General features: G+C 60.2%; 21 protein-coding genes and 1 pseudogene. 5 read left to right on the forward strand and 17 right to left on the reverse strand.

Features of this window, described 5'->3' with window-relative positions; all coding sequences use genetic code 11:
- Positions 1 to 74: 74 nt before the first annotated feature.
- Positions 75 to 584 (forward strand): MarR family winged helix-turn-helix transcriptional regulator, encoded by a 510-nt coding sequence (locus J3A64_RS08215; RefSeq protein ID WP_210064039.1) that lies wholly within the window; start codon positions 75 to 77, stop codon positions 582 to 584.
- Here J3A64_RS08215 and J3A64_RS08220 read toward each other — a convergent pair.
- Positions 505 to 1,255, reverse strand: a pseudogene (locus J3A64_RS08220) (recombinase family protein). The gene J3A64_RS08215 and the pseudogene J3A64_RS08220 overlap by 80 nt on opposite strands.
- Before the next feature lie 660 nt (positions 1,256 to 1,915).
- Here J3A64_RS08220 and J3A64_RS08225 point away from each other — a divergent pair.
- From J3A64_RS08225 to J3A64_RS08235, 3 genes are read left to right on the forward strand one after another with little or no spacing between them, the layout of a single operon-like run.
- Positions 1,916 to 2,242 (forward strand): helix-turn-helix transcriptional regulator, encoded by a 327-nt coding sequence (locus J3A64_RS08225; RefSeq protein WP_210064040.1) that lies wholly within the window; start codon positions 1,916 to 1,918, stop codon positions 2,240 to 2,242.
- The gene (locus J3A64_RS08230) at positions 2,239 to 3,072 is read left to right on the forward strand and encodes a cation diffusion facilitator family transporter (RefSeq protein ID WP_210064041.1); all 834 of its coding nucleotides are present in this window, start codon (positions 2,239 to 2,241) and stop codon (positions 3,070 to 3,072) included. The genes J3A64_RS08225 and J3A64_RS08230 overlap by 4 nt, the downstream gene beginning before the upstream one ends.
- Complete coding sequence (locus tag J3A64_RS08235; protein ID WP_210064042.1) at positions 3,069 to 3,737, forward strand: thioredoxin domain-containing protein; 669 nt, start codon at positions 3,069 to 3,071, stop codon at positions 3,735 to 3,737. Before J3A64_RS08230 ends, J3A64_RS08235 begins: the two co-directional genes overlap by 4 nt.
- Positions 3,738 to 3,760: 23 nt before the next feature.
- Here the strand turns inward: J3A64_RS08235 and J3A64_RS08240 are convergent, their stop codons facing one another.
- The 16 genes from J3A64_RS08240 to J3A64_RS08315 all read right to left on the reverse strand — a co-directional run bounded on the left by J3A64_RS08240 (position 3,761) and on the right by J3A64_RS08315 (position 24,341).
- Positions 3,761 to 4,828, reverse strand: coding sequence for a recombinase XerD (locus J3A64_RS08240; RefSeq protein WP_286176232.1), 1,068 nt, complete (start codon positions 4,826 to 4,828; stop codon positions 3,761 to 3,763).
- Between the two features lie 436 nt (positions 4,829 to 5,264).
- Positions 5,265 to 5,603, reverse strand: a complete 339-nt coding sequence (locus J3A64_RS08245) for a helix-turn-helix transcriptional regulator (RefSeq protein WP_210064044.1) — start codon at positions 5,601 to 5,603, stop codon at positions 5,265 to 5,267.
- Positions 5,600 to 6,694 carry a tyrosine-type recombinase/integrase gene (locus J3A64_RS08250; RefSeq protein ID WP_210064045.1) on the reverse strand — a complete coding sequence of 365 codons (1,095 nt, stop codon included), beginning with the start codon at positions 6,692 to 6,694 and terminating at the stop codon, positions 5,600 to 5,602. Before J3A64_RS08250 ends, J3A64_RS08245 begins: the two co-directional genes overlap by 4 nt.
- A gap of 1,582 nt (positions 6,695 to 8,276) precedes the next feature.
- The gene (locus J3A64_RS08255) at positions 8,277 to 9,740 is read right to left on the reverse strand and encodes an APC family permease (RefSeq protein ID WP_210064046.1); all 1,464 of its coding nucleotides are present in this window, start codon (positions 9,738 to 9,740) and stop codon (positions 8,277 to 8,279) included.
- Between the two features lie 47 nt (positions 9,741 to 9,787).
- Positions 9,788 to 10,489, reverse strand: coding sequence for a TetR/AcrR family transcriptional regulator (locus tag J3A64_RS08260; RefSeq protein WP_014921516.1), 702 nt, complete (start codon positions 10,487 to 10,489; stop codon positions 9,788 to 9,790).
- A 38-nt stretch (positions 10,490 to 10,527) separates the two neighbouring features.
- Complete coding sequence (locus tag J3A64_RS24075) at positions 10,528 to 11,211, reverse strand: carboxyltransferase domain-containing protein (protein ID WP_374100538.1); 684 nt, start codon at positions 11,209 to 11,211, stop codon at positions 10,528 to 10,530.
- Positions 11,212 to 11,587: 376 nt separating this feature from the next.
- Positions 11,588 to 11,785 carry a hypothetical protein gene (locus J3A64_RS08270; RefSeq protein WP_014921514.1) on the reverse strand — a complete coding sequence of 66 codons (198 nt, stop codon included), beginning with the start codon at positions 11,783 to 11,785 and terminating at the stop codon, positions 11,588 to 11,590.
- Entirely contained in the window at positions 11,786 to 14,734 is a 2,949-nt protein-coding gene (locus tag J3A64_RS08275; RefSeq protein ID WP_210064047.1) for an FAD-binding and (Fe-S)-binding domain-containing protein, read from the reverse strand.
- A 110-nt stretch (positions 14,735 to 14,844) separates the two neighbouring features.
- Entirely contained in the window at positions 14,845 to 15,813 is a 969-nt protein-coding gene (locus tag J3A64_RS08280; protein ID WP_014921512.1) for a sugar ABC transporter substrate-binding protein, read from the reverse strand.
- Positions 15,814 to 15,885: 72 nt separating this feature from the next.
- Positions 15,886 to 16,884, reverse strand: a complete 999-nt coding sequence (locus J3A64_RS08285; RefSeq protein WP_231745402.1) for an ABC transporter permease — start codon at positions 16,882 to 16,884, stop codon at positions 15,886 to 15,888.
- Positions 16,881 to 17,765 carry an ATP-binding cassette domain-containing protein gene (locus J3A64_RS08290; protein ID WP_043470061.1) on the reverse strand — a complete coding sequence of 295 codons (885 nt, stop codon included), beginning with the start codon at positions 17,763 to 17,765 and terminating at the stop codon, positions 16,881 to 16,883. Before J3A64_RS08290 ends, J3A64_RS08285 begins: the two co-directional genes overlap by 4 nt.
- Before the next feature lie 296 nt (positions 17,766 to 18,061).
- Entirely contained in the window at positions 18,062 to 19,069 is a 1,008-nt protein-coding gene (locus J3A64_RS08295) for a Gfo/Idh/MocA family oxidoreductase (RefSeq protein ID WP_014921509.1), read from the reverse strand.
- Between the two features lie 41 nt (positions 19,070 to 19,110).
- Positions 19,111 to 20,574 carry an APC family permease gene (locus tag J3A64_RS08300; protein WP_014921508.1) on the reverse strand — a complete coding sequence of 488 codons (1,464 nt, stop codon included), beginning with the start codon at positions 20,572 to 20,574 and terminating at the stop codon, positions 19,111 to 19,113.
- 152 nt (positions 20,575 to 20,726) lie between these two features.
- Positions 20,727 to 21,701: a D-2-hydroxyacid dehydrogenase gene (locus J3A64_RS08305; protein WP_014921507.1), complete on the reverse strand. Its 975-nt coding sequence runs from the start codon at positions 21,699 to 21,701 to the stop codon at positions 20,727 to 20,729.
- 59 nt (positions 21,702 to 21,760) lie between these two features.
- Positions 21,761 to 23,521 carry an IlvD/Edd family dehydratase gene (locus J3A64_RS08310; protein ID WP_187329936.1) on the reverse strand — a complete coding sequence of 587 codons (1,761 nt, stop codon included), beginning with the start codon at positions 23,519 to 23,521 and terminating at the stop codon, positions 21,761 to 21,763.
- 52 nt (positions 23,522 to 23,573) lie between these two features.
- Positions 23,574 to 24,341 carry an SDR family NAD(P)-dependent oxidoreductase gene (locus tag J3A64_RS08315; RefSeq protein ID WP_017197455.1) on the reverse strand — a complete coding sequence of 256 codons (768 nt, stop codon included), beginning with the start codon at positions 24,339 to 24,341 and terminating at the stop codon, positions 23,574 to 23,576.
- A 188-nt stretch (positions 24,342 to 24,529) separates the two neighbouring features.
- On the opposite strand from J3A64_RS08315, the gene J3A64_RS08320 reads away from it, so the two are divergent.
- Positions 24,530 to 25,714, forward strand: a complete 1,185-nt coding sequence (locus J3A64_RS08320) for a Gfo/Idh/MocA family protein (RefSeq protein WP_017197454.1) — start codon at positions 24,530 to 24,532, stop codon at positions 25,712 to 25,714.
- Positions 25,715 to 25,738: the final 24 nt, after the last annotated feature.

Here is a 25,738-nt window from a genome sequence, read left to right on the forward strand (position 1 = left end):
CTTAGGAAACTAACAGTAAGCCACTTTTACTTGCCTGCGCAAGTCATAGGTTGGTTATGCGTTAGTATTCAGACATGGTCGATAATGCGGACGCCACCTCGCTTAACCCTCAGGAGCTCGATGTCTGGGCAGGAGTCGCGACATTGCTCGAGCGGCTCCCGGCGGCGCTCGACGCACAGCTGCAGCGCGATAGCGGGCTGACGAACTTCGAGCACGGCATCCTCTTCGCGCTGTACTCCGCACCCGACTCGTCCCTCCGCCTCAGCGTGCTCGCCGGCTACGCCAGCTGCACGCTGTCTCGGCTGTCACGGGCGATCTCCCGACTCGAGGCAAAGGGCTGGGTGCGTCGCGAAGTCGATCCCGCAGATGGTCGTTTCACCTTCGGCATCCTCACCGACGCGGGCCGGGACAAGGTCGTCGAATCAACACCGGCTCACCACGCCTTGATCCGTCACCTGGTCTTTGAGAGCATCTCCGCGGCCCAAGCGCAGACCCTCAGCTCGATCACGCGAAAGATTTCCGCGGCGATCGGACCGGACGCTGGCTGGAGACCACCACAGGAAACGGCGGCGCAGCAAAGCTAGCAGGCGGCCTCCGGCTGCGCACTGCCCTCTCCGCGAGGACAGGCGAGAGTTGCGGGGGTTCCCGGCCGCCGAAAACGGAGCTATTTGTCACCTGGGCGGCGTTGGTCCACGGTAGACGGTTGAGAGGGCGACGCCGAATAGTTTCAGCAATCTCGGTGGTGGTGTGCACGCTGCCTTGGTGAAGACATACGAGGTGCGCCTCTTGGGCTTTGGAGAGCTTTGGTTGTTTCCCGCGGAGCCGGCCCTTGGCGTTCGCGACGGCCATTCCTTCCCGCATTCTGGCACGGATGAGGTCGGCTTCGAACTCGCCAACCATGCCCAAGACGTTGAACAGCAGTTTGCCCACTGGCTCATGGGGTCGTAGACGCTGCCACCGAGGTTAAGGGCCACCCCTTTGCGGGTGAGCTCGTCCAGCGATGTCCCTGCCGTGGGGCCATGAGCGCGCGAGGCGATCGAGTTTGGTCACGACCAGGGTGTCACCATTGCGGCAGGCAGCCAGGACCTTACCAAGACCGGGCCGTTCGCGCTGGGTGCCGGTTATCGACGTAGATCGCGTCGGGATCCACGCCGGCTGCTGCGAGAGCATCCCGCTGGGCGGTCGGGTCTTGGGTGTTGGTGGAAACGCGGGCATAGCCGACAAGCATGAGCCTGATGTAGCGTTTAGGGCCCATCACTGGGCAGTTTTATGGGCGGGTCTTGCGGGAATCACGAAACCGCGAAAACGAGGGGTTTTAAGAACGTCCCTGGGTTCCCCGCAGTGGCCGATGAAGGACCCCCTCACGGGACACTGCTGTGGCTGTGTAGACGACTTTGGACATCGTGCAGACGACTTCGGAAATTGACAACTGGCAACGGCCAGCAACCAAGCTTGAATTGGCGAAGCCCCGGTCAAATAGCGGTTGACCGAAGCTTCGAATTGATTCTGCCTAGATCACCTGATGGTTTGCTGGGAAGTGGGTAGTAGGCGTCTGCGTGGCTCGTCTCAGGCTTCACCCCGGACGCCGTCGACAAGGCATCTCTTGACCGGCATACCGGCTCACCCGGCGGGTGGCTTGAGGAACTGGCTCGGCCGCCGTCCCAGAACAGCGGTAAGACTCAATCATTCGGGCGCTTCTGAGACCTACAGGCCAGGTCAGGCGGCCCAAGCGTTGCCTCATACTGGCACCCCTGTGTATCAGGTTCGGGCGTATTCGAGGCCGGTGGAGACCTATGCCGTGGCTGTTGTGTGGGCGATGGATGCGGTGTTAGATGGGAGAATTTTCGGACTACGGTGTCACAGGGTTTGTTGGTACATCATTGTGTGAATACATTGATGGCTGTACTTTGGGTTTATGGAAATTCTCACCCACGCCCCGGTGCTGGCCCGGTTCGGCTACGCGGTCTCGGATCCAACGCGGGCCCAGGTTCTCCTGGCTCTCGCCGAGGCCCCGGCATACCCGTCCGATCTGGCGGACTCCATCAAGGTGTCCCGGCAGAGCATGTCCAACCACCTGACCTGCCTGCGCGGCTGTGGGCTGGTAGTCGCGGTCCCGGACGGACGTCGGACACGGTATGAACTCGCTGATGCCCGGCTAGGTCACGCCATCAAAGACCTGCTCGGTGTTGTCCTGGCAGTGGACCCTGCCTGCTGCGCACCGGACGGAGAATGCTTCGCATGACGGCCCTGGTAAATGCACCGACCTCGGATCGCCGTGCGGTCCTGGGCCGCAGGATCCGGCTCTTCGCCGCTGCGACCATTACTTATAACGTCATCGAGGCCGTCGTGGCCCTCTGGGCAGGAGGGGCCGCGGATTCGTCGGCGCTGATCGGCTTCGGACTGGACTCGGTCATCGAAGTATCCTCGGCTCTTGCCTTGTCCTGGCAATTCACTGCCAGGGACCCCGAGCCGCGGGAACATCTGACCTTGCGGATCATCGCCATTTCCTTCTTCGCGCTGGCTGCTTTCGTGGCCGTGGACGCTGTCCGCTCCCTGACCGGTGCGGGAGAAGCTCAGCACTCAACACCCGGCATCGTTATCGCCGCGTTGAGTTTGGCGATCATGCCGGTGCTGTCATGGGCTCAGCGCCGTGCAGGGCGGGAGCTCGGCTCCCGGACGGCCGTGGCGGATTCCAAGCAAACGTTGCTGTGCACATATCTGTCCGCCGTTCTCTTGGTCGGCTTGGTCCTGAACAGCACGCTGGGCTGGTGGTGGGCCGATGCGGTCACGGCACTGATTATCGCCGGTATCGCAGTCAGGGAAGGCATCAACGCCTGGAAGGGTGAGGCCTGCTGCGCCGTTCCGCACGCCGATCAGGGCCACGCCGACGAAGAACTTGATGAGTGCTGCGCGCCTACTGACAAGCCCCCGACCACGTCTGCTCCGGTAGTCATCGAACTGGCTCGGCCAGCTGGCGCTGAGCCGACGGGTTCCTGCTGTGCCGGGTGCGGGTCAGACGCCTCGAGCGAGGCGGTTGCCGTGGAGCTTGGATCAAAGCAGACGGATCGGTGAGCGCCGTCATTTCAGGCCGAAGGGTCCGCATCGCTATCTGGATCTTCTTGGCTGCAATCGTTGGTGCCGGGCTGATCTGGTACGCCGTGCTGGTCGCCAACAAGCCGGCTCCGGCCGCACCGGTCGTGGCCGCCGACGCCCAGCTCGTCAGGGAGGACAGCCATCGGGTCACGAGCCCGGTCACGGAGAAGGCGCAGCTGGTGGAGTTCCTGGACTTCGAATGCGAATCCTGCCGCGCTGCCGAACCACTGCTGGCGGAACTGAAAAAGGAATACGGGGATCGGATCACGTTCATCCATCGCTACTACCCCCTGCCCGGGCACCGGAATTCCGGCACGGCAGCAGTGGCCGTGGAAGCCGCCGCCCGACAGGGTAAATATGAAGAAATGGCCGCCAAGCTGTTTGAATCCCAGCCCCAATGGGGGGAACGGCAGGACTCCCAAGCGGTCCTGTTTAGGAACTACGCCCAGGAACTCGGATTGGACCCGGCAAAGTATGACAACGCGGTCCTTAACCAAGCAACGAAGGATCGCATCAACCGGGACGTCGCTGATGGGCGAGCTCTGGGGGTAACCGGAACGCCAACCTTCTTCCTGAACGGGAAAAAGCTGACTCTGAACACCGAGGCCCAGTTCCGGCAGTTGCTCGACGAAGCCATCCGTTAGAACTCACAGCAACGGCGTTTGAGTCAGGAGCGATCGGCGATGTAGCGGGACCAGGTGTCGCCGGCTGCTTCGGCGTGGCGGTGAGCGACTTGGTAGCTGTAGCCCAGGGCGTCGGCGATTATGGGCGGTGGTGAGGCGATGACGTGCTCGTCAAGCGCTGTGTTGCGTGCCCCGCGTAAGTTCAAGCCGAGGTCGAGAAGTCGCGCGGCGAGAGTATTGGGTCCCAAGTGGTGACCCGCCCGGCCGCCGGGAAAGAGCCATGGGCTTTGAGCGCTTGTTCCTGTTCCTAGGTTGGGCCGGGTTCGAAGGTGCTGCTTGAGGAGCTCTGCGAACGGCGGTGGGATCGGGAGGGGGTGCTTGCCAAGTGTGATCCGGAGTCTTCCGGTGGCCTCGTCGACGGTGACGGCGCTCGTTCGGATTGCTGCCACTTTCGTCAGGGGTTGGGCGTAGAGAAGGAGCAAAATTCCCGCGACTCTGTAGGGCAAGGAATCACTATTGCCTTCGAGGAATTCGCGTATCCAAAGGAGCCGTTGTTCGGGCGTTATGGTGGGTCGGTTCGTGCTGGTGGGGCGGGCAACGCGGACCTGCGTGTTTGTACCGGTCTTCTGAGCGAATGCGAGGAACGTTCGGATCAAACGCCGTGTAGTGGGACCTGAGGCCTGCCAGCTGTCTACGTCCTCTTGGGTGCAGTTGGCCGCCGTTCGTTCGTGGACCGCCCAGAGCCAGTTCAGGAACTTGATCGTCTCCTTGATCTCTTGTTTGGCCGAGTGCACCTGGCTGTGGAGGTTCCGCTCCGGCGATTCCATGGGGCGGATGCGTCGGAGGTGGTGCCATTTGGCGAACTGTTCAACCGGTCTGGCGACTTCCGCTGGCAGTTGCGGCAGCTCGTCCTGGATCCAGCGCTCGAAACGCGCCAGATAGAGGTCACGGTGCGGGAGGAGGCCGTGGTGGGTAAGTATCTCCCGTAAGTGGTCTGCTTCCCGGGCCGCTGTGTCCCGGTGACTGTCCAGACCCTCATGCGTCAGTGGGGTCTGGCCGCTGGCGATCGATTGCAGCAACGTCGCGACCCTGGCTGAACGTTTCCACGTCATGACGCTTTCGGGGCGGCTGGCCAAACACAGGACCTCCACGAGTCGTGACCCGGTTCCAGAATGATCCGGATCGCTGGTCAGCAGGTCGTTGAGGTCATCTTCGAGGGCGCAACGCGCGCAGAATCCTTTGCGGTAAAACTCGCCTTCCTGGCGGCAACGGGAACACTGGAAATCCTGATTGATGCCAGCGCATGGGGCGCACCGAGGGTCTCCGCTATCCGAAACGGGTGGTCCGGGCAACAGCCTGTGATGACCGCAGCCTGTGCAGGTGCCGTGAGTTCGGGTCGCCGTCGTGAAGCAAGGGCCGCAGATTCGCCCCTCGGGCCAGCTTGCCCTGGTTCGGCGGACGCCTCGGCCGCATCGGGCACAGGTGATGGATCCTTTCGTGCGCGGCCGGCCGCGCACGATGTTGCGCGGGGTGAGGCCCGCGGGCTTATCAGCCGTCATTGTTGATGACGCGTGCCCGACGCGGGCGGACCGTCCGGTTGAGGTCGACCACCTTCGGGGAGTTCGTCGTGCCGGATCTACGGGCGCGGACGTCTGCGGCCGTCACGGTGATCAGGTCCTCCGGGCCGCAGGAGAAGATGTCGCAGATCGCCGCGATGACCTGCAGTGAGACCCGCTCCGGTCGTTGATTGACCAGGCGATAGACTTGGGGCCGGGACAGCTCGATTCCGCGTTCTGCCAGCAAGGGGATCAGCCCCGTGGTGTTGTGCAGTCCCCGGGCGGCCATTAACTCCGCAAGCCGCCACGTGTACTCAACCTGGCGTTTCACCGGCCAGCCTCCAAAGCGTCGGCAACAGTACGGTCCAGGGCCGCCTGCAGGGTCCGGATCCTGAAGTCATCGCTGACGAACTGATAGATACCCGTGGTGGACGCATACTCGTGACCCATTTGATCTTGCACAAACCTAGAATGCCATCCATCCTCGGCCAAGTGGGTTGCGTACGACCGCCGCAATGAATGCAAGTCCAGCCCATCCGAAGCTATGCCCAACTCATCCAAATACCGGCGGAGCCTTCGCAGGAGAGTCGACTCGACAATCAAACCACCGCGTTCGCTGGGAAAGAGGTCCAGCGTCTGAAGCGTCCCGCGGCCATTGGCCAGCCAGTCTTCAAGAATGTCCGGCGTCCACTCGAAGACTGTGAGCACGCTACGGGACTTCGGTGGCGAGCCTTTCCGGGCTTTGCCGAACCGCACTTTGCAAACGCCTACCTTCCTGAACCGGCGTATATGCGGGTTGATGCTGAAATCGACCGTTTGCAAATGACGAAGCTCGTTGAACCTCAGCCCATAGGAGTAGGCGATCTTCAGCATGACGGAATCACGGTAAGCAGCCTTCCAGCCTTTTCGTCCGGAGGCCTGGATGATCTCGACTTGGTCGTCCGCGTAGTCGAAGAGTCTTTGCAGCTCGTCCTTGGTGAAGGGCCGTTTCGATGGCCTGCCCTCGAACTCCTCGGCATGCGTGGCCGTGTTCCAGTCGAAGAAGACCTGGGCCGGGTGGGTACCAAACCGTCGCTCGCAAACAACGTCCCAACCGTAATCAGGATTGGCGACGTAAGAGTTGAATTGCCGCAGGGCAGACTGCTGACCACGCAGCGTTGAGTGAGCCAACTTCCGGATCGAACGCAGGTCCCCGAAGTACTCCTCAACATGGGCTGGTGACCAACGCCAGGGGAACTCGTTGACGTGTTCCATGAACCGCTGAACAAAGCGGATCCGTTGATCGATCGTGCCGAACTGAAGATTCCGCGACAACTGCTGATTGCGCCATCCACTGAGCATTTCCTCGAACGTCTGCTGCTCCGGATGCAGCAGAGGTAAGGACTCCACAAGGTGAACACGGCCCGATCCATCGACACCCACACAACCTCCCAAGTGAACTTCAAATCCTGAATCAATGATTCATTAAACGCATCATCAGGACAAACGTGCAGGTCAGAGGTCCCTTTACTGCTCAAGTCGGGTCAAGGGCTCACCCCAAGTGCGGACGGGGAAGGTCCGCAGACGGCACCGAACGCGCAAGAAATGCGGCGCGAATCGAGGGAATTAACCAGGCTCCTTTGATCGAGCCACGAATCGCGCGATTGATTCATCTGATGAGATACGCAGAGGAAAGTACGACATATGGGCCCTTATCGGCGAACTGGTCGGCTTCGACGTGCACGCCCCGACCAGCGTGTGAACTCCAAATGCTCGGTGACCTTGGCAGGGACCGCAATCCGCGCCGGACACTCCCCCATTGAGTCGTAGTTACGCGTCGACGACACCGAAGAGACCTCCCCAAAGCACCCAGTCGCCCGTGGCGGCTGGACTCTCACGTCGCTGCGGCCCTGCACATGGTGCGCCCGCGAACGGGCGTCATGTTGTTCGGGCCCTTACACGCGATCAGTAGATGTAGGCCGAACGCGGCGCAGGAAATGGCTGTGATCAGGCTCAATAAAGAAGATTTAAGTGTGGACAATGTCCACACCCCCTTTGGCCTGACAAAGCTCTCCTGATTCAAGCCTCTTAACTCCGGCAACGAGCCAAAACCAAGAACTTTGACGCCGGATCTCGAAGTCATGTTGCGCTCATTCCCCCTACCCATGGAGAGGTGTAGGCAAAACGACCTACCGAACGAACTAAGAAATGAACACATAGCCCCAGCTCACAGCCAGCGGAGGGCCCCCCAGCCACGACCCTGAACCCGCTCCCCCACAACTTCACAGGAGACACGCGGCGCCAGGCACACCCCGCGGCCAGTGTCAGAGAGACCTGACCACCCAGAATGTACACACATTAAAGCAAAAACCCCCTCTGACGAGGGGGTTCGCTGTGCCCGAGGTGGGACTCGAACGGGATTCTGGGTCTTGGGAACACTGGGAAGTGGCGGAAACATGCCGATTCCGGGCCAATCCGGTGGCAGTCCTGGCCAGTCCGAGGCGGAAAGTGTGGACATTGTCCACACCAGCCGCGGGAACCGGGAACAAAATCCGTCCCGACAGGCTGAACAAGTGGAACCGCCCGATGAACGAGACTGAGCAGTCGAAAGAACGACTCGGTGGGCGCTCCGCTCAAGCGCCCTGATTCCACGAGAGTAGTAGATATGTCATGATCCCGAGTTCGGCGTTCCGTACTCACCCGGCTCAATCGCCCAGGCCAGGCGGTGGAGAAGCGTAGCTAAACGCCCGCGCAACGCGGCCCACCGGAGTGAATGAGGCCTCTGCCGTTCTACAACGACAGGCGCGCCGGGCAGGGCGCTGTGCGCGGTTTCAAGAGCGCTTTGTGCAGCTTCCTGCCGCGCCAGGAGAAGTGCGAGTGGGTAATAGCTATTCATGAGTCCTCCAGGGTGCTCTGGGGCGGCCACCGGCCACGAAGTGAGTTCGACGGGTAAGTGTTTCGCAGAAGGCGAGGCTTCGGGAACGCCGGAATATCGCGCGACTCGCCGATACACCAGCACAGTGGTTCAGTCGATCTGCTGCCGCCCAAGCCGCGCATAGATCTCGGGCCGTTTGGACCTGAGGATGAGCGCGTAGGCGATTCCGCCGATGAAGAGTGCAAAGGTGAAGCTCATGAAAATGACAGTCATGACTGCCGAGCCACCAATGAGTTCCGGGTAGTTGGCAACAGCCAGATAGGTGATAATGCCCAGGAACGCCACGCTGACGAGCGGCGCAATGATGGTCTTCCAGACCGATTCTGGCGCGAAACTGCGTCGGCGAACGAAGTACACGAGCACTGCGAAACTGGTGATGAACATGAGCAGGAGGACGGCGAAAGTTCCACTCCCACTGGCGATGGGATACAAGGCGTCGGGTGCAACGCCCACAAAAGTGAAGACGACGGTGGCAACTGCCCATATGAGGCCGATGGCCAGAGCGGAAACGTACGGGGATTTGTGGCGGGGATGCACCCGCCCAAGGATTGCTGGAAGCGCATGGTCAGCGGCGAGCGAGAAGCTGTATCTGGCAGCAATGTTTTGGATCGAGAGCATGCAAGCCAAAACTGAGGTGATGAGCAAGATCATGGCAACGTCCGCGAAGATCTTGCCCGCCAGAGCAGCGACTGCATCGCTAAAGAGGTTCACCGTATTGGTTTCGGCCGCGGCCTGGACATTTTCAGGTCCAAGGAATGCAATGAAGGCCCAGGCCGCCACAGCGTAGAACAGCCCGATTCCCACAACGGCAATATATGTGGCCCTTGAAATGGTCTTGTCAGGGTTCTTGACCTCGTCGCGGTAGATGACGGTGGCTTCGAATCCGAAGAAGTTGCCTACGGCGAACAGGAGCGCCAAACCCAATGTTGCGTCTGAAAATGAGGGAAGGGCAAACCCCACGGACGAGACGACCTCCAGTCCATCGGCTGAAAACGACGCGACGTCGAAGACGACAACAACTGCCACTTCGAGAAGCATCACTCCCGTCAGCAACTTTGCGGACAAGTCGATCTTGTTGTAGGCGAGAACTGTGGTGGCGGCAGTTATACCCAACGCATACCAGTACCAAGGTATGTCCGGTCCGTTCAGCGTTTCGACCACAAAACCCTGCAGCGTTACACCGAAGAACGAGGGCGCAAAAAACCCGATGAAGATGTAACCGAAAAGGGCGAGAAAGGCTCCTCCGAGGCCGGCGGGTTTGCCCAGACCTGCAGTGACAAAGGAATAGAAGCCTCCGGGGCCTCGTACACTCTGGCTCATTTTGACGAAGCCGACCGAGAAGATCAGCAACATGAAAGTGACAAGAATGTAGATGGCAGGGGCTGTTTGTCCACTGAACATCAACAACACAGGCAGCGTTCCGGCAACGGTGGCCAGTGGCGAGGAGAACGCCAGTACGTTCATTACGAGTTCGCCCACGCCCATGTTGCCGTTGAGCCTGGTCTCTTGGGTTCGAACCGTCGTCCTTGGTGATTCCAGCGTTACGTTATTCATGTAATCCCTGTCACTAATATCTGAGTTTCGAATCACAGTATCGGCGCTCAGCGGAGCGACGTTGTGCCAGCTTGGGACAATGCCCTATCCGTGGAGCGCCTTTGAGTATCGATCTCAAGAATCGAAAGAGTTAGAGCTACGGCGCGATCCGACAGAGCCGCGAAATCCTGGTCATTGTCGCTCCTGTCGACCCATCGGCCGGCGCCGTCGAGGAGCGCGAGAATCACTCGGACGGTTTGCGCCCTGAAGCGATACCCCATCTCCCGGGCAGCAGCCGAAAACATATCCTCGTGCAGGCGCAGCCATTGGTTGGCCTCAGCACGGGCGTCGTCGCTCAAGAAGCGGGCCGCCCTGTCAGTGGCTATCAGCAGGTCCCAAAGATCGGCTTCCGGTCGCTGGAGCTGTTGTGCAAGATGGACGCGGACCAGCGCGGCCCAGTAATCCTCCGGCGTGTTTGTCGATTCGACAGCCTCAAGGAGATCTCTGGCGAATCCATGGGTGAACCAGCGGAGCGACTCGGCAACGATTTCGTCCTTGCCGCGAGGGAAGCTCGAGTACAAGCTGGGCGCTTTCATGTCGAGTTCGCGACCCATGGTCCTCATGCTCACGGCGTTGACGCCTTTGACGGCCGCCAAGTGCAGGAAAGCCAGGAGTATTCGCTGTCGGGTGGGCGTCTGGGTTGACCAGTCATGACCGGACAGGAACTTCCTGACTGCAGCATTTGCTTGCTCGCGGGGCGTAGGGTCCATATCATCCTCACAACGTTGTCCGGCTGGATCCAATTTAGCTAACTATCGTTAGGTAGGCACCTTTTGCCTAGTCTCAGCCACACTGAATCCCCCATCCGTATCTCCGCCGGAACGTCAAGAAAGGCGTCTCGGACCCTGCCCACCACAAGCTCATTTGTGTAGCCTCGGCGGCTCGTAACGGTCACTCCCTGCGCTGAAAGTGTGAGGGACCCTCTCGGCACTTCTCTTACAGACAAGTCCGGCTGGGCTCGGAGCCAGTCTTTCGACCACGGCACTTCGCAGAAGACGGAGGCACCTGGCCCAGCAAATGACCTGACAGTATGCCGGGAACGGCACATCCGTCGAATGAGGGTTCGCTCGGCAGAGTCGAGCAGCACAGAGGCCATGGATAAGTCCGGTCCGAACGAACCGCCGAACGTCACTGGCAAGATATGCGTTGACGGAGAAAAGTCCCCCTCCATGTACTTGACCTTGGAGGATGCGGCCAACAGAAGTGCCCGTAGCTCGTGCACCTCCAAGGCGCCGTCGTCGTAGGTCACGATGATTCCATCCCGTAGCCGTCGGCACCGTGTAATGCCTAACGGCTCGAAAGATTGCAAAGCTTCGATGAATGCGGTTGCGCGGGGACCCCGGAAGTCCGGCTGTGGGAGTTCAACCAACACCTTGCCAGGCTCACTGGCGAGGACGGCGGGGCCCGGAATGGACAAATCTGTCTCCTGCACAGGGGTAAAGCGGTCCGTAGCGCTTGAGCACAGTGCCAGGAACAATCGCTACGGACCGCGGCTTTAAAAGGGCTACGACCCGGGAGAAGGCCAGGGCGTGGCGTCGCCGATCTCTCGGCCTTCCGCCACGTCCTGTAGGAGACGATGTATAAGCCTGCCGGATCGCTTTGGCTGATAGTCGCTGCGTTCACCCAAATCGGCTTGGCCACAGTGGGCCGAAGATCGGAGCCACTCCACGTGCCGTCCTTGTGCGAGCTTCCTGTTCATCATCGGGATCAACCCTCAAACTAGTCGTGCTTATTGGTCTCTTCCAGAATCGGCCTTAAAGCACACAGTCGATCGTGTCAGTTTGAGACACTGCCCTGGATGGGGCCACTCACCGCGAACTGATGCTCGTGACAAAGATGAAGATCCCGGCCGCAGCCACCAGAAAGGCCGCGGCTCGTGGTGGAACGCTGGGGATGCCACGCATGCTTGCCGTGGTTCGTGGTTGTTGGGCCGAGTTCGCCATATGATCGCCGATCACCCGCAGTCCGGCAGCGATCAGGATCAGAAATATGCCGACGTACTCCATCTACTTTGACTCGGTGGGTTTGGGATCCAGCGCCACGGCCAGGTGTGCACTTGAACGCCCGGCATCAACCTGTGAGACCTGCATGGCACAACTAAATCCGTCGGTGAGAACAAGGGCATCAGCCTCGCCCTTCGCGAGGGCGGGTATGACAGAGTGCTCAGCAACGTTCATGGACATATCGAAATGCTCGGCCTCAAATCCGAAGTTTCCAGCCACGCCACAGCAGGACGAGGATTCCACTACTCGTGGAACTCCCCAGGCCTCAAGGACGCGTTTCTGGGCGCCCGAGCCGAACACGGCGTGCTCGTGGCAGTGAGTCTGCAGTACTGCTGTTTCCGGTGCAGGAGCCGTGGGCTTCCAGCCGCGTTTGATGGCCTCATCCACTGCTACAGAAAACGACCGTACCCTTGCCGCCACTCGGGCAGCGGCCGGCCCGCCTACCATTTTTGGACCTTCATCGCGGATAGCGGCCGCACAGCTGGGCTCGAGTACGACGATATCCCTGTCCGTGCCATCGTCGAGACTGCTGATCAACCGGGCCAGCCGCCGGCGGGCCCCATCACGTTGCCCTGTGGAGATCCAGGTCAAGCCGCAACAGGCGTCCGGTGTACACCCCACAGAGCTACCGGAGTCGCGAAGAACCCGGGCCGCTGCCGGAATGACCTCCGGCCTGAAAGCGCGGGTGAAGCTGTCGATAAACAGAAGGATGTCTGCGTTGTCCTCGAACCGGGCTTCCCGTACCCGGTTTCGGATCCGGCCGTTCGCCGCGAAAGCCGGCAACCGCCGTCGAGCACTAATGCCCAACCACTCCCCCACCGTCCTGAAGGGCCGGAAGGAGGTCCCCCAATTCGCCAGAGCCGCTACGCGGGTCAACCACGGGAGCCACCGAGGCAGCCACCCAATCGAATAGTGCGTGAAGGGTCGGATACGCCCGCGGTAATACTCATCCACGAGCTCCGACTTGGCCTCAGCGATGTCCACTCCCGTGGGACAGTCTGCGGAACATGCCTTGCAGGACAGGCAAAGATCCAGCGCTTCCCGGACTTCCGCGCTCTTCCAGCCGTCCTTACTGCTCCCTTGAACCCTGGTCAGCTCCTGCAACACCCGTGCGCGGCCACGAGTGGAGTCCTTCTCATCCTTGGTGGCGCGGTAGCTGGGACACATGAAACCCCCGGTGGTGGAGCGGCACCTACCCACGCCTATGCAGGCATGGGTGTTCCCCACGAACGGACTCACCACCGGAAGCAGCTCACGGTCAGAGGACGGCACGACGGCGGCAGTCGGCGACGTCGTCAGTTCACTGTGCGTGGGGCCGGCTTTGGCCACGCCTTCCAAGGCCAGCGAGGCAGTGAACGGAACGGGGTCCACGATGACCCCAGGGTTGAGAATCCCCGCCGGGTCCCACAGCTCTTTGAACGTTTTGAAGATGCCAATCATCTCCTTGGAATACATCACCGACAACAGTTCGCTTCTCGCCCGCCCGTCACCGTGTTCCCCTGACAGCGAGCCCCCATGGGCCACCACCAGCTGGGCAGCTTCACGGGTGAAATCAGTGAAATTGCGACGCCCGGCCTCACTGCGCAGATCATAATCCAAACGCATGTGGACACACCCCGCACCGAAGTGGCCGTACATGAATGCTGCGTAGCCGTACTTTTTCACCAAGGGAAGCAGGTCCGCCAAATAGTCAGCGAGTCGTTCGGGAGCAACGGCAGAATCTTCCCAACCGGGCCATGTTTGAATTCCGTCAATCCGTCGCGAGGAGAGCCCTGCCCCGTCTTCGCGGACCCGCCACATCGCGGCTCGCGCCAGGGGTTCTGTGACCACCGAGTAGTCGACAACACGGCCCTCGGCCCGAAGCTTCTCCACGAGGTCTTCACAGGAAGCGGCGGCCTGATGAAGGGTGTCATCTGAAAACTCGACCATAAGGAAGGCATTGCCGTCCGGCAGTGATTCCACGCTTGCCGGTCCCCGACGGTGACGCATGATGTCCACGATAGAAACGTCCAAACCCTCGATCGCGCTCGGTTTGGCGGACAATATGGTCATGACATCGCGGGCAGAATCAATGGTGTCGAGGTAGCCCAGACATAGCAGCGCGGTGGCGCGGGGCTTCGGCACCAGTTTCACCTTGGCACGCACAACAACAGCACAGGTCCCTTCGCTGCCCGCGAGCGCACTGGCAACATTGAAACCGTGTTCCGGCAACAGGTGTCCCACGTGGTAACCGGAGACCTGCCGCGGGATGGTCTGCAGCTCCACGCGGAGGGGCGACAAGTTCGCGGCAGCCAGCGACTTCAGGCCTTCGAACAACTCACGGGCCCGGGCAATGGAATGGATGTCGTTGTGGTCGACTGCGTGCAGGAAATCACGGCCGGCCCGAAGGTACGCGCCGTCTGCGGTCACCAACTCCAATTCCTGCACGTGATGGGTCATGCGACCGTAAGCTACAGAGTGGTTTCCGCAGGCGTCATTACCAATGGAACCACCGATCGTGGCCCGCGATAAGGACGAAGGGTCCGGGGCGAACGTCAGCACCCCAGAGGTGATGGTTTCAATCTGCGTACGCAACTCTCCCAGGACCACCCCCGCATCGGCCCATACAGTCCTCTGCCCGGCCTCAAGGGTTCCTACCGAGGTCATATGGCGGGAAAGATCGATCACCAAACCGTCGCCTATAGCGTTGCCTGCCATCGAGGTCCCGCCGCCGCGTGTGGTCGTCGGGACCTCCAGCGCCGAACAGACGCGCAAGACGGTGCGTACGTCCTCGATATTCCCAGGAAAGGCGACAGCGGCCGGGCGCACGCGGTAGTTGGATGCGTCGTAGGAGTACTCGGATCGTCTTCGCTGGGAGTCGTCCACCTCAATCCCGTGATGCTCCAGTCTGGCGAGTAGCTGACTGATGTTCGCGTCGCGATCGTCACCATGGGGCATGGTCGCATTCTCCATTCGTAGTGGTCCGCCTGAAGTGTAGGCAGCCGCGGCATGTGCGGAGGTGTGCCAAAACGGAACGGGCACGGCGGAGAAAACCGCCGTGCCCGTTTGATTGATGGATTGTCCTACTTCAAGAACTCAGAGAGGTTGTCCTTGGTAATGAGGGTGAAGGGCAGGGTGTAGCGATTCTCGACATTCCCGCCGTTGAGGAAGTCAGTAACCACTTCAACTGCTTTAACACCCTGTCCAGCGGAGTCCTGCCGGACTGTAGCCGACATTGTCCCGGCTTTGATGTCCTGCATGGCTGGTTCGGTACCATCGACGCCGACTACTGCCTTGAACTCCGCCGTCCGTCCAGCGTCAGCAATGGCAGAGGCTGCACCAATGGCCATCTCGTCATTGTTTGCCACGACCGCATCAATCTGGCCGGCGCCAAAGCGCTGAAGGGTATCCTCCATGTTGCGCTTGGCATCGTCACGGCTTCCCTTGGCTTGGAATTCCGCCACGATCTTGAAGTTCTTGTTGATCTTGCTGTCGAAGCCGTTCTTTCGGCGATCCGTCCAAGAGGCTCCGTAGACACCGGCGGCGAACACGATGTTGCCACCTTCCGGCAGCGCCTTGTTCAAATAATCTGCCTGCATTTCACCGGCCACTGTGTCATCGACGCCGATGTAGCTCTTGTACCCAACGTCTGAGCCTTCGGCGAACTCGGTGGACAGGATAAACAGCGGGATGTTGGCGGCGATAACGCGCTTTGCGGCGTTCTGGCTGGCGTCACCATCCAACGGTTGCATAATTACGGCATCAACCTGGCGGGTGAGGAGGTCCTCAACCTGGTTCAGTTCACTGCCTACGTCCTTCTTGGAGTCGGTGATGTTGAGCTTGACACCCTTTTCATCAGCCGTCTTTTTCATGGCGTCCGTCATGTGGGCCAGATCCGGGTCTTGGAGGTCAAGAACCACAACGCCAATGTTGTAGGTCTTGCCTGTCCCGCCACTGCTGGTTGCGTTGCTGCTGCCGGCACAGCCGGTCAGCGTAAGCGCACCTGCTGCCATCATTGCGAACGCCGCTGCGATACTCCGTCGCATTCCCATGGTGTGTTCCTTTCGGTGGTTTTCTGTCTGTGCTGAGGGAGATTTTTTTGTTGCTTGGTGCGGGTGTTGCGGTCAGTCCGACTTCCAACGGTTCAACAGCACGGCGAGCACCAGGATGATGCCCTGGACGCCTTGCTGGAAGTACGACGAGACCCCCATCAGGTTCATGCCATTCATCACCACACCCAGCAGGAGAACGCCGATGACCGTTCCGCGGATGGTGCCGACGCCACCGAAGAGACTCGTTCCTCCAATGACGACGGCGGCAATCACCTGGAGTTCATAGCCAGTGCCGGCCACCGGGGCCGCGCCATCCAAACGCGCAGTGAGGACCAAACCACCCAGCGCGGCTGTCACACCACCAATGAGGTACACGGTGAACAGCACACGGCCGGTGGAGATGCCAACCTTCTTGGCAGACTCTTCATTGCCACCCACGGCATAAACGTGCGAACCGAATTTTGTCCGGCTGAGCACAAACTCGCAGATTATGGCCGCGATCAAGAAGATGATGACCGGGACGGGAACCGGGCCTATGAAGCCCGAGCCGAGCCATTCAGCAGGTCCACTGAGTCCGGAAACAACCTGGCCGTCCGTCATGACCAGGACTGCCGTGCGGGCAATGGCCATGGTTGCCAGTGTTGCCAGGAACGGCAGGATGGCTCCCCAGACCACTAAGGCTGCACTCAGGAATCCAACCAGCAGGCCTACCGCAAGACCGGCAACCAACGGCAACCAAAAGGCTCCACCGCTTGCCGGGGCCAGCAAGGCGAAGGTCATACCCGCCAAACCCACAATCGAACCAACAGAAAGGTCGATGCCGGCGGTAATCATGATGAAGGTCATCCCGAGGGCGATCAGTCCGATGATGGACGACTGTCTAACCACATTGACGATGTTGTTGAGGGTCAGGAAGTTGGGGGCTACGGCGGCAAGAAAGACGAGGATGACCACAAAAAGTATGATGATCCCGTAATCACCGATGAAGCGCTTGACCTTGGTAGCTGTCATACCTTCTTTAAGGTCCGCAGGGCCCAGCTTTGTTTTGACGCGTTCCATTGTGAGACTCATGAGTGACTCCCGTTCGTAGTGGCTGGAGTTGCCATCACATCGACGACTTCCATCGATGAGGTGCTCCCGATTTTGCGGCGCTTTTCGGGGATGCCGGCACCGTCGTCGATGTAGTCATCCAAGGTGCCGTGGGAGATCAAGTGGGCCACCTGGGCTTCTGAAACATCCCCGACGCGGAACCGCCCCACCACTTGGCCCTGGCGCATGACCGCAAAGCGGTCAGCCACGGCGAAGGCCTCGTCCAATCGGTGTGTGATGATGATGACGGCAATGCCCAGATCCTTGAGGCGTTGAGTCACCTCAATGAGCTTGTCCACCTTGGCCACCGACAAGTTCGCTGTCGGCTCGTCCATGATGATGAGTCGGGCGTCAAATGCCAGCGCTCTGCCTATGGCGACGGCTTGACGTTGACCACCGGATAACCGCTTGACCTTGAGCCGAGGATTGATGGGTATGTCCAGGCGTTCAAGCACCCGTTTGGTTTCAAGCTCCATCTTTTTGCGGTCGATAATCCGCAACAAGGGGCCAAGGACATTCTTTTGCGGCTCCCGCCCCAGGAAGATATTGGAGCGAACATCCAGGTTGTCTGCCAGGGCAAAGTCCTGGTAAACCATCTCCACCCCTTGGTCGCGGGAGGCGGATGGCGTGGGGAACTCCGTGGTCTTTCCGTCAAGCTCAATGGAACCCTGATCGGGTTGATACACGCCAGTGAGTACTTTCATCAGCGTGGACTTGCCGGCGGCATTATCGCCAAGCAGAGCAAAGGTTTCGCCGGGTTGGACATCGATGCTGACGCCGCGTAATGCGGACACCGCCCCGAATGTTTTGTGTATGTCGTTGAGGGCGACCAGTGGAGGGGTCGCCGGTGGTACGTCGGTCATCTCATCCTCGTTCGATAGGGCCATGTAAATGAACCGGTGAAACACCTTTGGTGGCGGCTGATCAATCAACATTGTTTGACCCTGCTGGCTCCGGGTAGTTGCAAATACATCCCGAAGCTGCGTGACCTTCACCACACTGTTTCACTTACCTGAACTCTGACGGATCCCCGAATTCAGCATGTGTACCACTTTGGAACACCGATTGTGAATCGTTTCAAAAAGAATGGAAAAAGCCTGCTCTGGGCCGTAAATGTCGTTGCGAAACGCCAACGGCCCAGGCAGGCGACCTCTAGGTGTTAGTTGAGGTTCACTGCCACGGCAACACCGGTCCGGGCTGACTCTTCCGCGGCATCGGCAAGGATGAGAGCAGCCCTGCCGTCCTCAAATCCCGGGCTTCTCGATGGCAGGCCACGGACGGCGCGGAGGAATTCGGCAACTTCCAGCCGGTAGGCCTCCGCATATCGCTCCAAGAAGAAGTCTTGGTAGGGGCCCGCGGATTCGACGGACCGGCTTCCCCAGTGCCGCACGAGGCTGTCGCTTTTGTTGCCCACGTGCAGGAGCCCTGTTGCTCCGAAAGCCTCAATTCGCTGGTCGTAACCGTACGCCGAGTGACGCGAGTTCAGGACTGTTACGAGTTCGTCCTTGGAACCCCGGAGGGTGACTACGGTGGAGTCGAAGTCGTTTGCCTCACGGATGCCATCGCTGAAAACGTTCGCACCCCTCGCGGACACCTCAACGATGTCAGGGATGAAGTAGCGCGCCATATCCAGGTCATGGATGGTCATGTCCCGGAAGATTCCTCCCGATTGAGGCAAATAGGCAGCCGGTGGTTCCGCTGGATCCCTACTGGTAATGACCAGCTGCTCCAATGCCCCAATTTCATTGGCGCCCACCCGTCTCCTGAGCTCCACAAAGTGCCTGTCAAAGCGCTTATTGAAGCCCAAGGCAATGGGCACGCCCGCCGACGCTGCTTTTGCACGCAGGGCATCCACACGGCCTATGTCCAGATCTATCGGCTTCTCGCAGAGCACCGGGATGTTGGCGTCTACCGCCATCTCCAGAAGGTCGAGGTGGGTCTTCGTGGGCGAGGCTACGATGACAGCGTCAACCTCCCCTGACGCGAAGACCTCGTGAGGGTCATCGCTGACGCGCCCCCCGAACTCCGCGGCTGTTTGCTTGGCACCCTCGACGAAAGGGTCACAGACCCAGGACAAGGTGGCTTCATCCAAGGTGGCCACACTCATGGCATGGACTTGGCCTATTCTTCCCGTGCCGAAGAGGCCAACTCTGATTTGTTGCGTCATTGCAAAACTCCAGACAGTTGAAGATCAGGTGAGATTGGTTTTTAGTCGACTCTTTGCCGGCCCAGTCGCCGGTACACATCAGGGCGTTGTGACCGCAGGTAGTACGCGTACCCGATCCCGCCGAAGAACAAGGCGAAAGTGAAAGTCATGAAGATCGCCGTCATCACGGCCGATCCCCCGATGAGCTCGGGGTAGTTAGTGATCGCAAGGTAGGTGATCACGCCAAGGAAGATGACGCTGATGATCGGTGCGACAATCGTTTTCCACACCGACTCAGGGGCGATGCGGCGCCGCCGTACAAAGTACACAAGGACAGCAAAGCTCGTGATGAACATCAACAGGAGAACAGCAAAGGTTCCGCTGCCGCTTGCGATGGGATACAGCAGCTCCGGGGCAACGCCCACCAAGGTGAAGACCACCGTGGCCAGGGCCCACACCAGGCCCACTGCCAGGGCTGACACGTAAGGTGACTTGTGCCGGGGATGGACCCGGCTCAGCACGGACGGTAGCGCCCCATCGGCTGCCAGCGAGAAGCTGTACCTCGCGGCAATATTTTGGATGGAGAGCATCGAAGCCAGGATCGAGGTGATCAGCAATACCACCGCCACATCCGCAAAGATCTTGCCGACCAGAGCAGTGGCGCCGTCGTTGAAGAGGTTAACTGTATTAGCGGCGGCCTCGTCCTGAACTTTGTCTGCTCCAATGAAGGTCGTGTAAGCCCAGGCGGCGACAGCATAGAACAGACCGATTCCTACTACCGCAATGTAGGTGGCCCTGGGAATGGTGCGGTCCGGGTTCTTGACTTCATCCCTGTAAATGACCGTCGCTTCAAACCCGAAGAAGTTTCCGACGGCGAACAGCAGTGCCAAACCCAGACCGGCATCTGTTATCCACGGCATGGAGAAGCCGATTCCCTGGACAACTTCGCCTGAACCCGCCGCAAAGGCTGCGATGTCAAAGACGATAACTACTGCCGATTCCAGCAGCATGACCACCGTCAAGACCTTGGCGGAGAGATCAATGCGGTTGTAGGCGAGCAGTGTGGTGACGGCAATGATGCCCAGACCGTACCAGTACCACGGGATGTCAGGACCATTGAGCGTATTGACCACAAAGCTCTGAAGTGTCAGGGCGAAGAGGGACGGAGCGAAGAACCCAATAAACACATATCCGAAGAGGGCAAGCAACGCTCCTCCAAGGCCGGCGGGTTTGCCCAGGCCTGCCGTGACGAAGGAGTAGAAACCTCCCGGCGCCTCCACGCTGCGGCTCATCTTCACAAAACCCACGGAGAAAATCAGGAGCATCAGTGTTACCAGAAGGTAGATGCCCGGAGCAGTGTGCCCACTGAAGAGGAGCATCACGGGCAGGGTGCCCGCGACTGTCGTCAGCGGGGAGGAGAAAGCGAGCACGTTCATCACGAGCTCACCTACGCCCATATTGCCGCTGAGCTTATGGTCCTGGGTCTGGGTCGGCGTTTTCGTCGTACCTCTTGTTGTGCTAGACATGTAATCCTCGTCACGAAAGTTTGAATGCTGAATCACACTATCGACGGGGATGGTGGGAGCACTGTACCAGCTTGGGACACGGGATCACATGGGGTATTCCACGCGGTTTTAAAGCGCCGAATACCCCATGGGATTGGCCCCAGCAGGGTGTCTCAGACCCCGGCCGCCGGGCTGACCGTGCCGAGTTTCTTCAGGTCCACTACGTCGTTCAGCGGCTCGTGGGCTTTCCAGAGGCTCAGGTTCCGGGCGAAGCAGTCCACTACCCTTCCCCGCCAACCGATGAGATCGCCGGATGCATGCGGTGAGACCAGGATGTCGCGTCGACCCCACAACGGATTGCCGGCATCCAACGGCTCATACTCGAAGACGTCCAGCGCGGCTGCACCGAGGTGTCCGGCATCAAGGGAGTCCAGGAGGTCCTGCTCCACGACCACCGCTCCACGGCCCACGTTGACCAGTCTCGCCCCGGGCTTCATGGTGCGGAACATTGCAGAGTTGAACAATCCCCGGGTCTCCTCTGTGAGCGGCAGTGTCAGCACGACGTCATCGGCTTGGCTCAACAGCTCCTCAAGGCCATCAAAGCCGGATATGGTGCCCAGCTGGGGATCGTTCCTGCCTGACCGGCCCACGACCGTCACGTCCATGCCGGCTGCCCTGAGCAGAAGGACCGTCTCGCGGCCTACAGGCCCCGGACCCACCACAAGCACTTTCCGACCCAGCAGGGGCTCGGTCTCACGATGCTGCCATGTTCTGGCCTGTTGCAATTCAATGGTGCGCCGGAGGTCCTTGGTGAACATCAACAAGACGCCCAGAACCCACTCGGCAATGGGACGCTCACAGACGCCCCGGGAGTTGCTCACAACGATGTCACTATTGATGATGTCGTCCGTCATGAGACTATCGACGCCGATGCTCGAGGTATGGATCCACCGCAACTCCCCCGGCCCTACTTCGCGCAGGAGTTTGGTCCTGAAGTCGTTCAAAAACAGGATTTCCGCACCCGGTTGCGCTTTACGGTACTCATCCGCGGTGCGGACCACAACGATATCGGCGTCGGCCTTCAGCCGTTCCAGTGGAGGGAGCGGGCGACCTTCCTGAACAATGGCTATTACTTTTGGTTGTGACACATTTTCCTTCCCGGGGTGTCCCTGTGGGGAACCCATCTTCAGATTGGACCCGTTGCCGGCTACCAGCCGCCCTGCCAACCGCTCATCAGGCCGTACGGCAGTCGCTGTGGTTCCTCGTCAGGCAGGCCCTTGAGGAAGTCGAAGTCGCACCCTTCGTGGGCCTGGTTCACGTGGTCGATGAAGAGCCGACCATAGCCGCGACGATATTTCGGTTCCGGAAGTTTGAGTTCGGCCAAGCGGTTATCGATTTCTTCTGCCGGGATGTCCAAGTCGAGGCGCTGGTTCTCGACGTCGAGCACGATTGGATCACCATCGCGGACAATCGCCAGCGGGCCGCCCACGGCAGCCTCTGGGGAAACATGCAGGACTGTAGTGCCGAAGGCCGTGCCACTCATCCGGGCATCTGAGATCCGGACGATGTCCCGGATACCGCGGCGCAGAAGTCTCTCCGGGATCGGCAGCATGCCCCACTCGGGCATACCGGGAGCCCCAACCGGCCCGCTGTTGCGCAGGACCAAGACTGAGTCCTCGGAGATGTCCAGATCGGGGTCATCAATCCTGCGTCCCAGATCGTAGATGTCTTCGAACACCACTGCGGAACCCTTGTGCTGCAGCAGGTCCTTGGAAGCGGCGCTCCTCTTGATGACAGCGCCGTTGGGCGCCAGGGAGCCACGCACGACGGCGATGCCTCCGGAGGCATCGAAAGGCGCCTCCAGCGTACTGACCACCACGCCGTCAGGTTCGGGAGCACTAAGGTAGCCCTTCTCAAGGGACTCGCCTGTGACGGTTATTGCGTCCTTATTTAGCAGTGGCGTCAGCTCCTTGAGAACGGTGGAGATTCCGCCAACCTGGAAGAGTTGCTGGACCAGGTACTCGCCGGATGGACGTACGTTGACAATTCGGGGCGTCCGTTGGGAAATCTCATGGAATCGGTCCAAGGGCAGCTCGTAGCCGACACGCCGTGCCAGGGCCAGCAGGTGGACCACTGCGTTGGTGGACCCTCCCACAGCCATCAGGAGTGTGATGGCGTTATCGAAGGCCTCCTTTGTCAAGATTTCGCTGGGCTTCGGCCCCTGTGACAGCGCCATCTCCACCGCGCGGCGTCCCGTTGCTTCCGCTGCCTGGGCACGGCGCGCGTCTACCGCGGGGATCGACGCGGTACCCGGCAAACACATGCCAAGTGCTTCAACCAGCGAGGTCATGGTTGAGGCCGTACCCATCTCACTGCAGTGCCCGGCAGAGGGCTTCGCGGCCGACTCAAGCTCGTCGAAGTCCGCCTCGGTAATCTTTCCTGCGCGCAGTTCATCTGCGTACTTCCACGTGTCTGTACCGACACCGAGCTGTTTCCCGCGGAAGTGTGCGGGCTCCTGGGGTCCGCCGGTCAGCATGATCGTGGGAACATCGGCACTTGCTGCTCCCATAAGCTGTGCCGGGACAGTCTTGTCACAGCCACCCAGGAGTACGATCGCGTCCAAAGGGTATGCCCGGATGGACTCTTCGACGTCCATGGCCATCAGGTTGCGGAACTGCATGGCCGAGGGCTTCATCAGGCTTTCGCCCAAGGAAATTGTGGGGAACTCCAGCGGCAGGCCGCCGGCCATCAAGACACCGCGCTTGACCGCATCAGCCAGGAGCTTGAAGTGGATGTTGCAGTTGACCAGTTCCGACCAGGAATTGGCGATGCCAATGACCGGCTTGTCCTTGAGCGCAAAGCGTGAGAATCCCTCAGCTTGGATCGCCGTGCGGTGAACAAATCCGGTGAGATCATGCGGCGCGAACCATCGTGCGCTGCGGAGGTCCTTGTAGTTTGACTCTTCCATTTCCTTCAAAGCTCCTTGGGCTTGTTCAGTTGACAGGTAATTGGTGGCGTTCCTACGCAGCTGTTGTGCCGCCGTCGAACGCCATGCTGGTTCCGGTGGCAAAGGTCCCCTCGACCGCCAGGAAATAAATAGCGGCTGCCACCTCCTCTGGATCAGCGAGGCGGTTCAGCGGCACGGTGCCTTCTTTCGACGTGAGGGCCGCCAAAGGATCCGGTGCCGCCGACAATCCGGCGCGCACCATGGGCGTATCTATCGGACCTGGGCAGACGGCGTTGACCCTGACGGAGGGCGCAAGTTCCAGGGCCAGCGCTTTGGTGAGTCCCACGACACCGGCTTTGGCTGCGCAGTAGTGGACGAGTCCTGCAGCGCCAACAGAGGCCAGGTCGGAAGCGACATTGACGATCGCACCCCGGCCGGCCCGCCGCATATGGAGTGCAGCCTCGCGTGCCACATAAAAGGTGCCGGACAAGTTGGTCTGCAGCACCTCATGCCAGTGGTCATCGGTGAGGTTTTCCAAGGCAACATGTCCTGCTACACCTGCGGCGTTGACCGCCACGTCCAAACCACCCATGACGTGGATCGCACTCCTCACAGCGTTCCTGACGGCCCCGGCATCGGAGACGTCGGCAACCAGAGTGTGGGCATCGGTGCCGATGTCCGCGGCCACCCGCTGCAGTTCTTCAGGCCGGCGGCCCAACAACGCCACACGGGCGCCACGGCTTGCGAACAACTTGGCCGTGGCTTCCCCGACACCTGACGAAGCTCCAGTAACGAGCACGCGCAGGGGGCCGGTTCGTAGTGGTTGGTTGCGGTCCATCATCGTCGACGGGCTCCTCTTGCTAGGTGGTGTCGGGCTGGTTCCTTCAACTAAAACAGCGCTATCCCGGCGCCATGTGTCTCACATTGAGACACAGCACACACCCGCAACATTCCTAGGCTGATCAGTAGATGCCGCCGTCATTCTGCGGCACAGCACCGCCTGAGAGCGGTAAAGACTAAGGAGTCCTCTTGGAACAGCAGAACCGCATTGGGGTTGGCCTGATTTCGGTCGGATGGATGGGCAGGTTGCACTCCCGCGCTTACTTGGCCACCAAGCAGTTCTTCCCGGAACTGCCACGGCACCCGGAGCTTGTGATCGCCGCGGATCCCGACGACGCCGGCCGCCATCATGCCGAGGATGCCCTCGGGTATAAGGAGACCGCCACTGACTACCGCAAGGTACTGGAGAACCCGGATGTGGATGTGGTCTCCATATGCTCCCCGAACTTCCTCCACCATGAAATAGCCCTTGCCACCATCGAGGCCGGCAAGCACTTCTGGATCGAGAAGCCTATGGGACGGAGCGCCCAGGAGTCCCGCGAGATCGCGCAGGGGGCCGAGGCTGCGGGGCTGATCACCTCGGTGGGCTTTAACTATCGGCACGCCCCGGCTGTGGCGGAGGCCCGCAGGCTGATTCGCTCCGGCACTCTGGGCCGCATCACCAACGTGCAGATCCGTTTGCTCACCGGCTACGCCTCGGATCCAAGCCAGGTGTTTACTTGGCGTTACGAGCAGGCCCGGGCAGGTTCGGGAGTCCTGGGTGACGTCTTGAGCCACGGGTTCGACCTCGCCCAGTTCTTGGTAGGACGCATCACCTCTCTGAATGCTGTGACGGAGACGTTCATCAAGGACCGGCCTCTTCCGGCGGGAAACTCCTCGAATTCCTTTGACATGGGCCAGGCGTCCGAAGTCACCCGGGAGGTGGAAAACGAGGACTACACGGCAATGCTCGCCCGGTTCGAAGGCGGCGCGATCGGCATGTTCGAGTCCACCCGGGTAGCTATTGGACCCCACGCGGAATACATCATCGAGGTCTACGGCACCGAGGGCTCACTCCGCTGGAACTTCGAACGGATGAACCAGCTGGAAGTTGCCACGGACCGCAGCGGCTACCGAACCATCATGACGCCGCCGTCCTACGGCGAGTTCGGACGCTTCCAGCCGGGTCCGGGTCCGGGCATAGGTTTTAACGATCTCAAGACCATAGAGGCTGCCCTGTTCCTGCGCTCAGTGGCCGAAGGTCAACAGCTGGGTCCGTCTGCTGCTGACGGCTGGTCTGCCTCGGAACTGGTGGATGCATCGCTGCGCAGCGCCGGTTCCGGGAACTGGGTTGAGATCCCGGAAGTCTCCGGACACACCACCTACCAGGCCTGAACCGCCACCATCACCCCACTCACA

The organism is Pseudarthrobacter sp. PvP004 (assembly GCF_017876035.1).
GTDB lineage: Bacteria > Actinomycetota > Actinomycetes > Actinomycetales > Micrococcaceae > Arthrobacter > Arthrobacter aurescens_A.

What these genes read in the sequence shown, in the direction of transcription:
- J3A64_RS08215 (WP_210064039.1), top strand. Translation starts at nt 75, where the DNA reads ATGGTCGATAATGCGGACGCCACCTCGCTTAACCCTCAGGAGCTCGAT.
- J3A64_RS08225 (WP_210064040.1), top strand. Translation starts at nt 1,916, where the DNA reads ATGGAAATTCTCACCCACGCCCCGGTGCTGGCCCGGTTCGGCTACGCG.
- J3A64_RS08230 (WP_210064041.1), top strand. Translation starts at nt 2,239, where the DNA reads ATGACGGCCCTGGTAAATGCACCGACCTCGGATCGCCGTGCGGTCCTG.
- J3A64_RS08240 (WP_286176232.1), bottom strand. Translation starts at nt 4,828, where the DNA reads ATGACGTGGAAACGTTCAGCCAGGGTCGCGACGTTGCTGCAATCGATC.
- J3A64_RS08255 (WP_210064046.1), bottom strand. Translation starts at nt 9,740, where the DNA reads ATGAATAACGTAACGCTGGAATCACCAAGGACGACGGTTCGAACCCAA.
- J3A64_RS08260 (WP_014921516.1), bottom strand. Translation starts at nt 10,489, where the DNA reads ATGGACCCTACGCCCCGCGAGCAAGCAAATGCTGCAGTCAGGAAGTTC.
- J3A64_RS08270 (WP_014921514.1), bottom strand. Translation starts at nt 11,785, where the DNA reads ATGGAGTACGTCGGCATATTTCTGATCCTGATCGCTGCCGGACTGCGG.
- J3A64_RS08275 (WP_210064047.1), bottom strand. Translation starts at nt 14,734, where the DNA reads ATGGAGAATGCGACCATGCCCCATGGTGACGATCGCGACGCGAACATC.
- J3A64_RS08280 (WP_014921512.1), bottom strand. Translation starts at nt 15,813, where the DNA reads ATGGGAATGCGACGGAGTATCGCAGCGGCGTTCGCAATGATGGCAGCA.
- J3A64_RS08285 (WP_231745402.1), bottom strand. Translation starts at nt 16,884, where the DNA reads ATGAGTCTCACAATGGAACGCGTCAAAACAAAGCTGGGCCCTGCGGAC.
- J3A64_RS08290 (WP_043470061.1), bottom strand. Translation starts at nt 17,765, where the DNA reads ATGACCGACGTACCACCGGCGACCCCTCCACTGGTCGCCCTCAACGAC.
- J3A64_RS08295 (WP_014921509.1), bottom strand. Translation starts at nt 19,069, where the DNA reads ATGACGCAACAAATCAGAGTTGGCCTCTTCGGCACGGGAAGAATAGGC.
- J3A64_RS08300 (WP_014921508.1), bottom strand. Translation starts at nt 20,574, where the DNA reads ATGTCTAGCACAACAAGAGGTACGACGAAAACGCCGACCCAGACCCAG.
- J3A64_RS08310 (WP_187329936.1), bottom strand. Translation starts at nt 23,521, where the DNA reads ATGGAAGAGTCAAACTACAAGGACCTCCGCAGCGCACGATGGTTCGCG.
- J3A64_RS08315 (WP_017197455.1), bottom strand. Translation starts at nt 24,341, where the DNA reads ATGATGGACCGCAACCAACCACTACGAACCGGCCCCCTGCGCGTGCTC.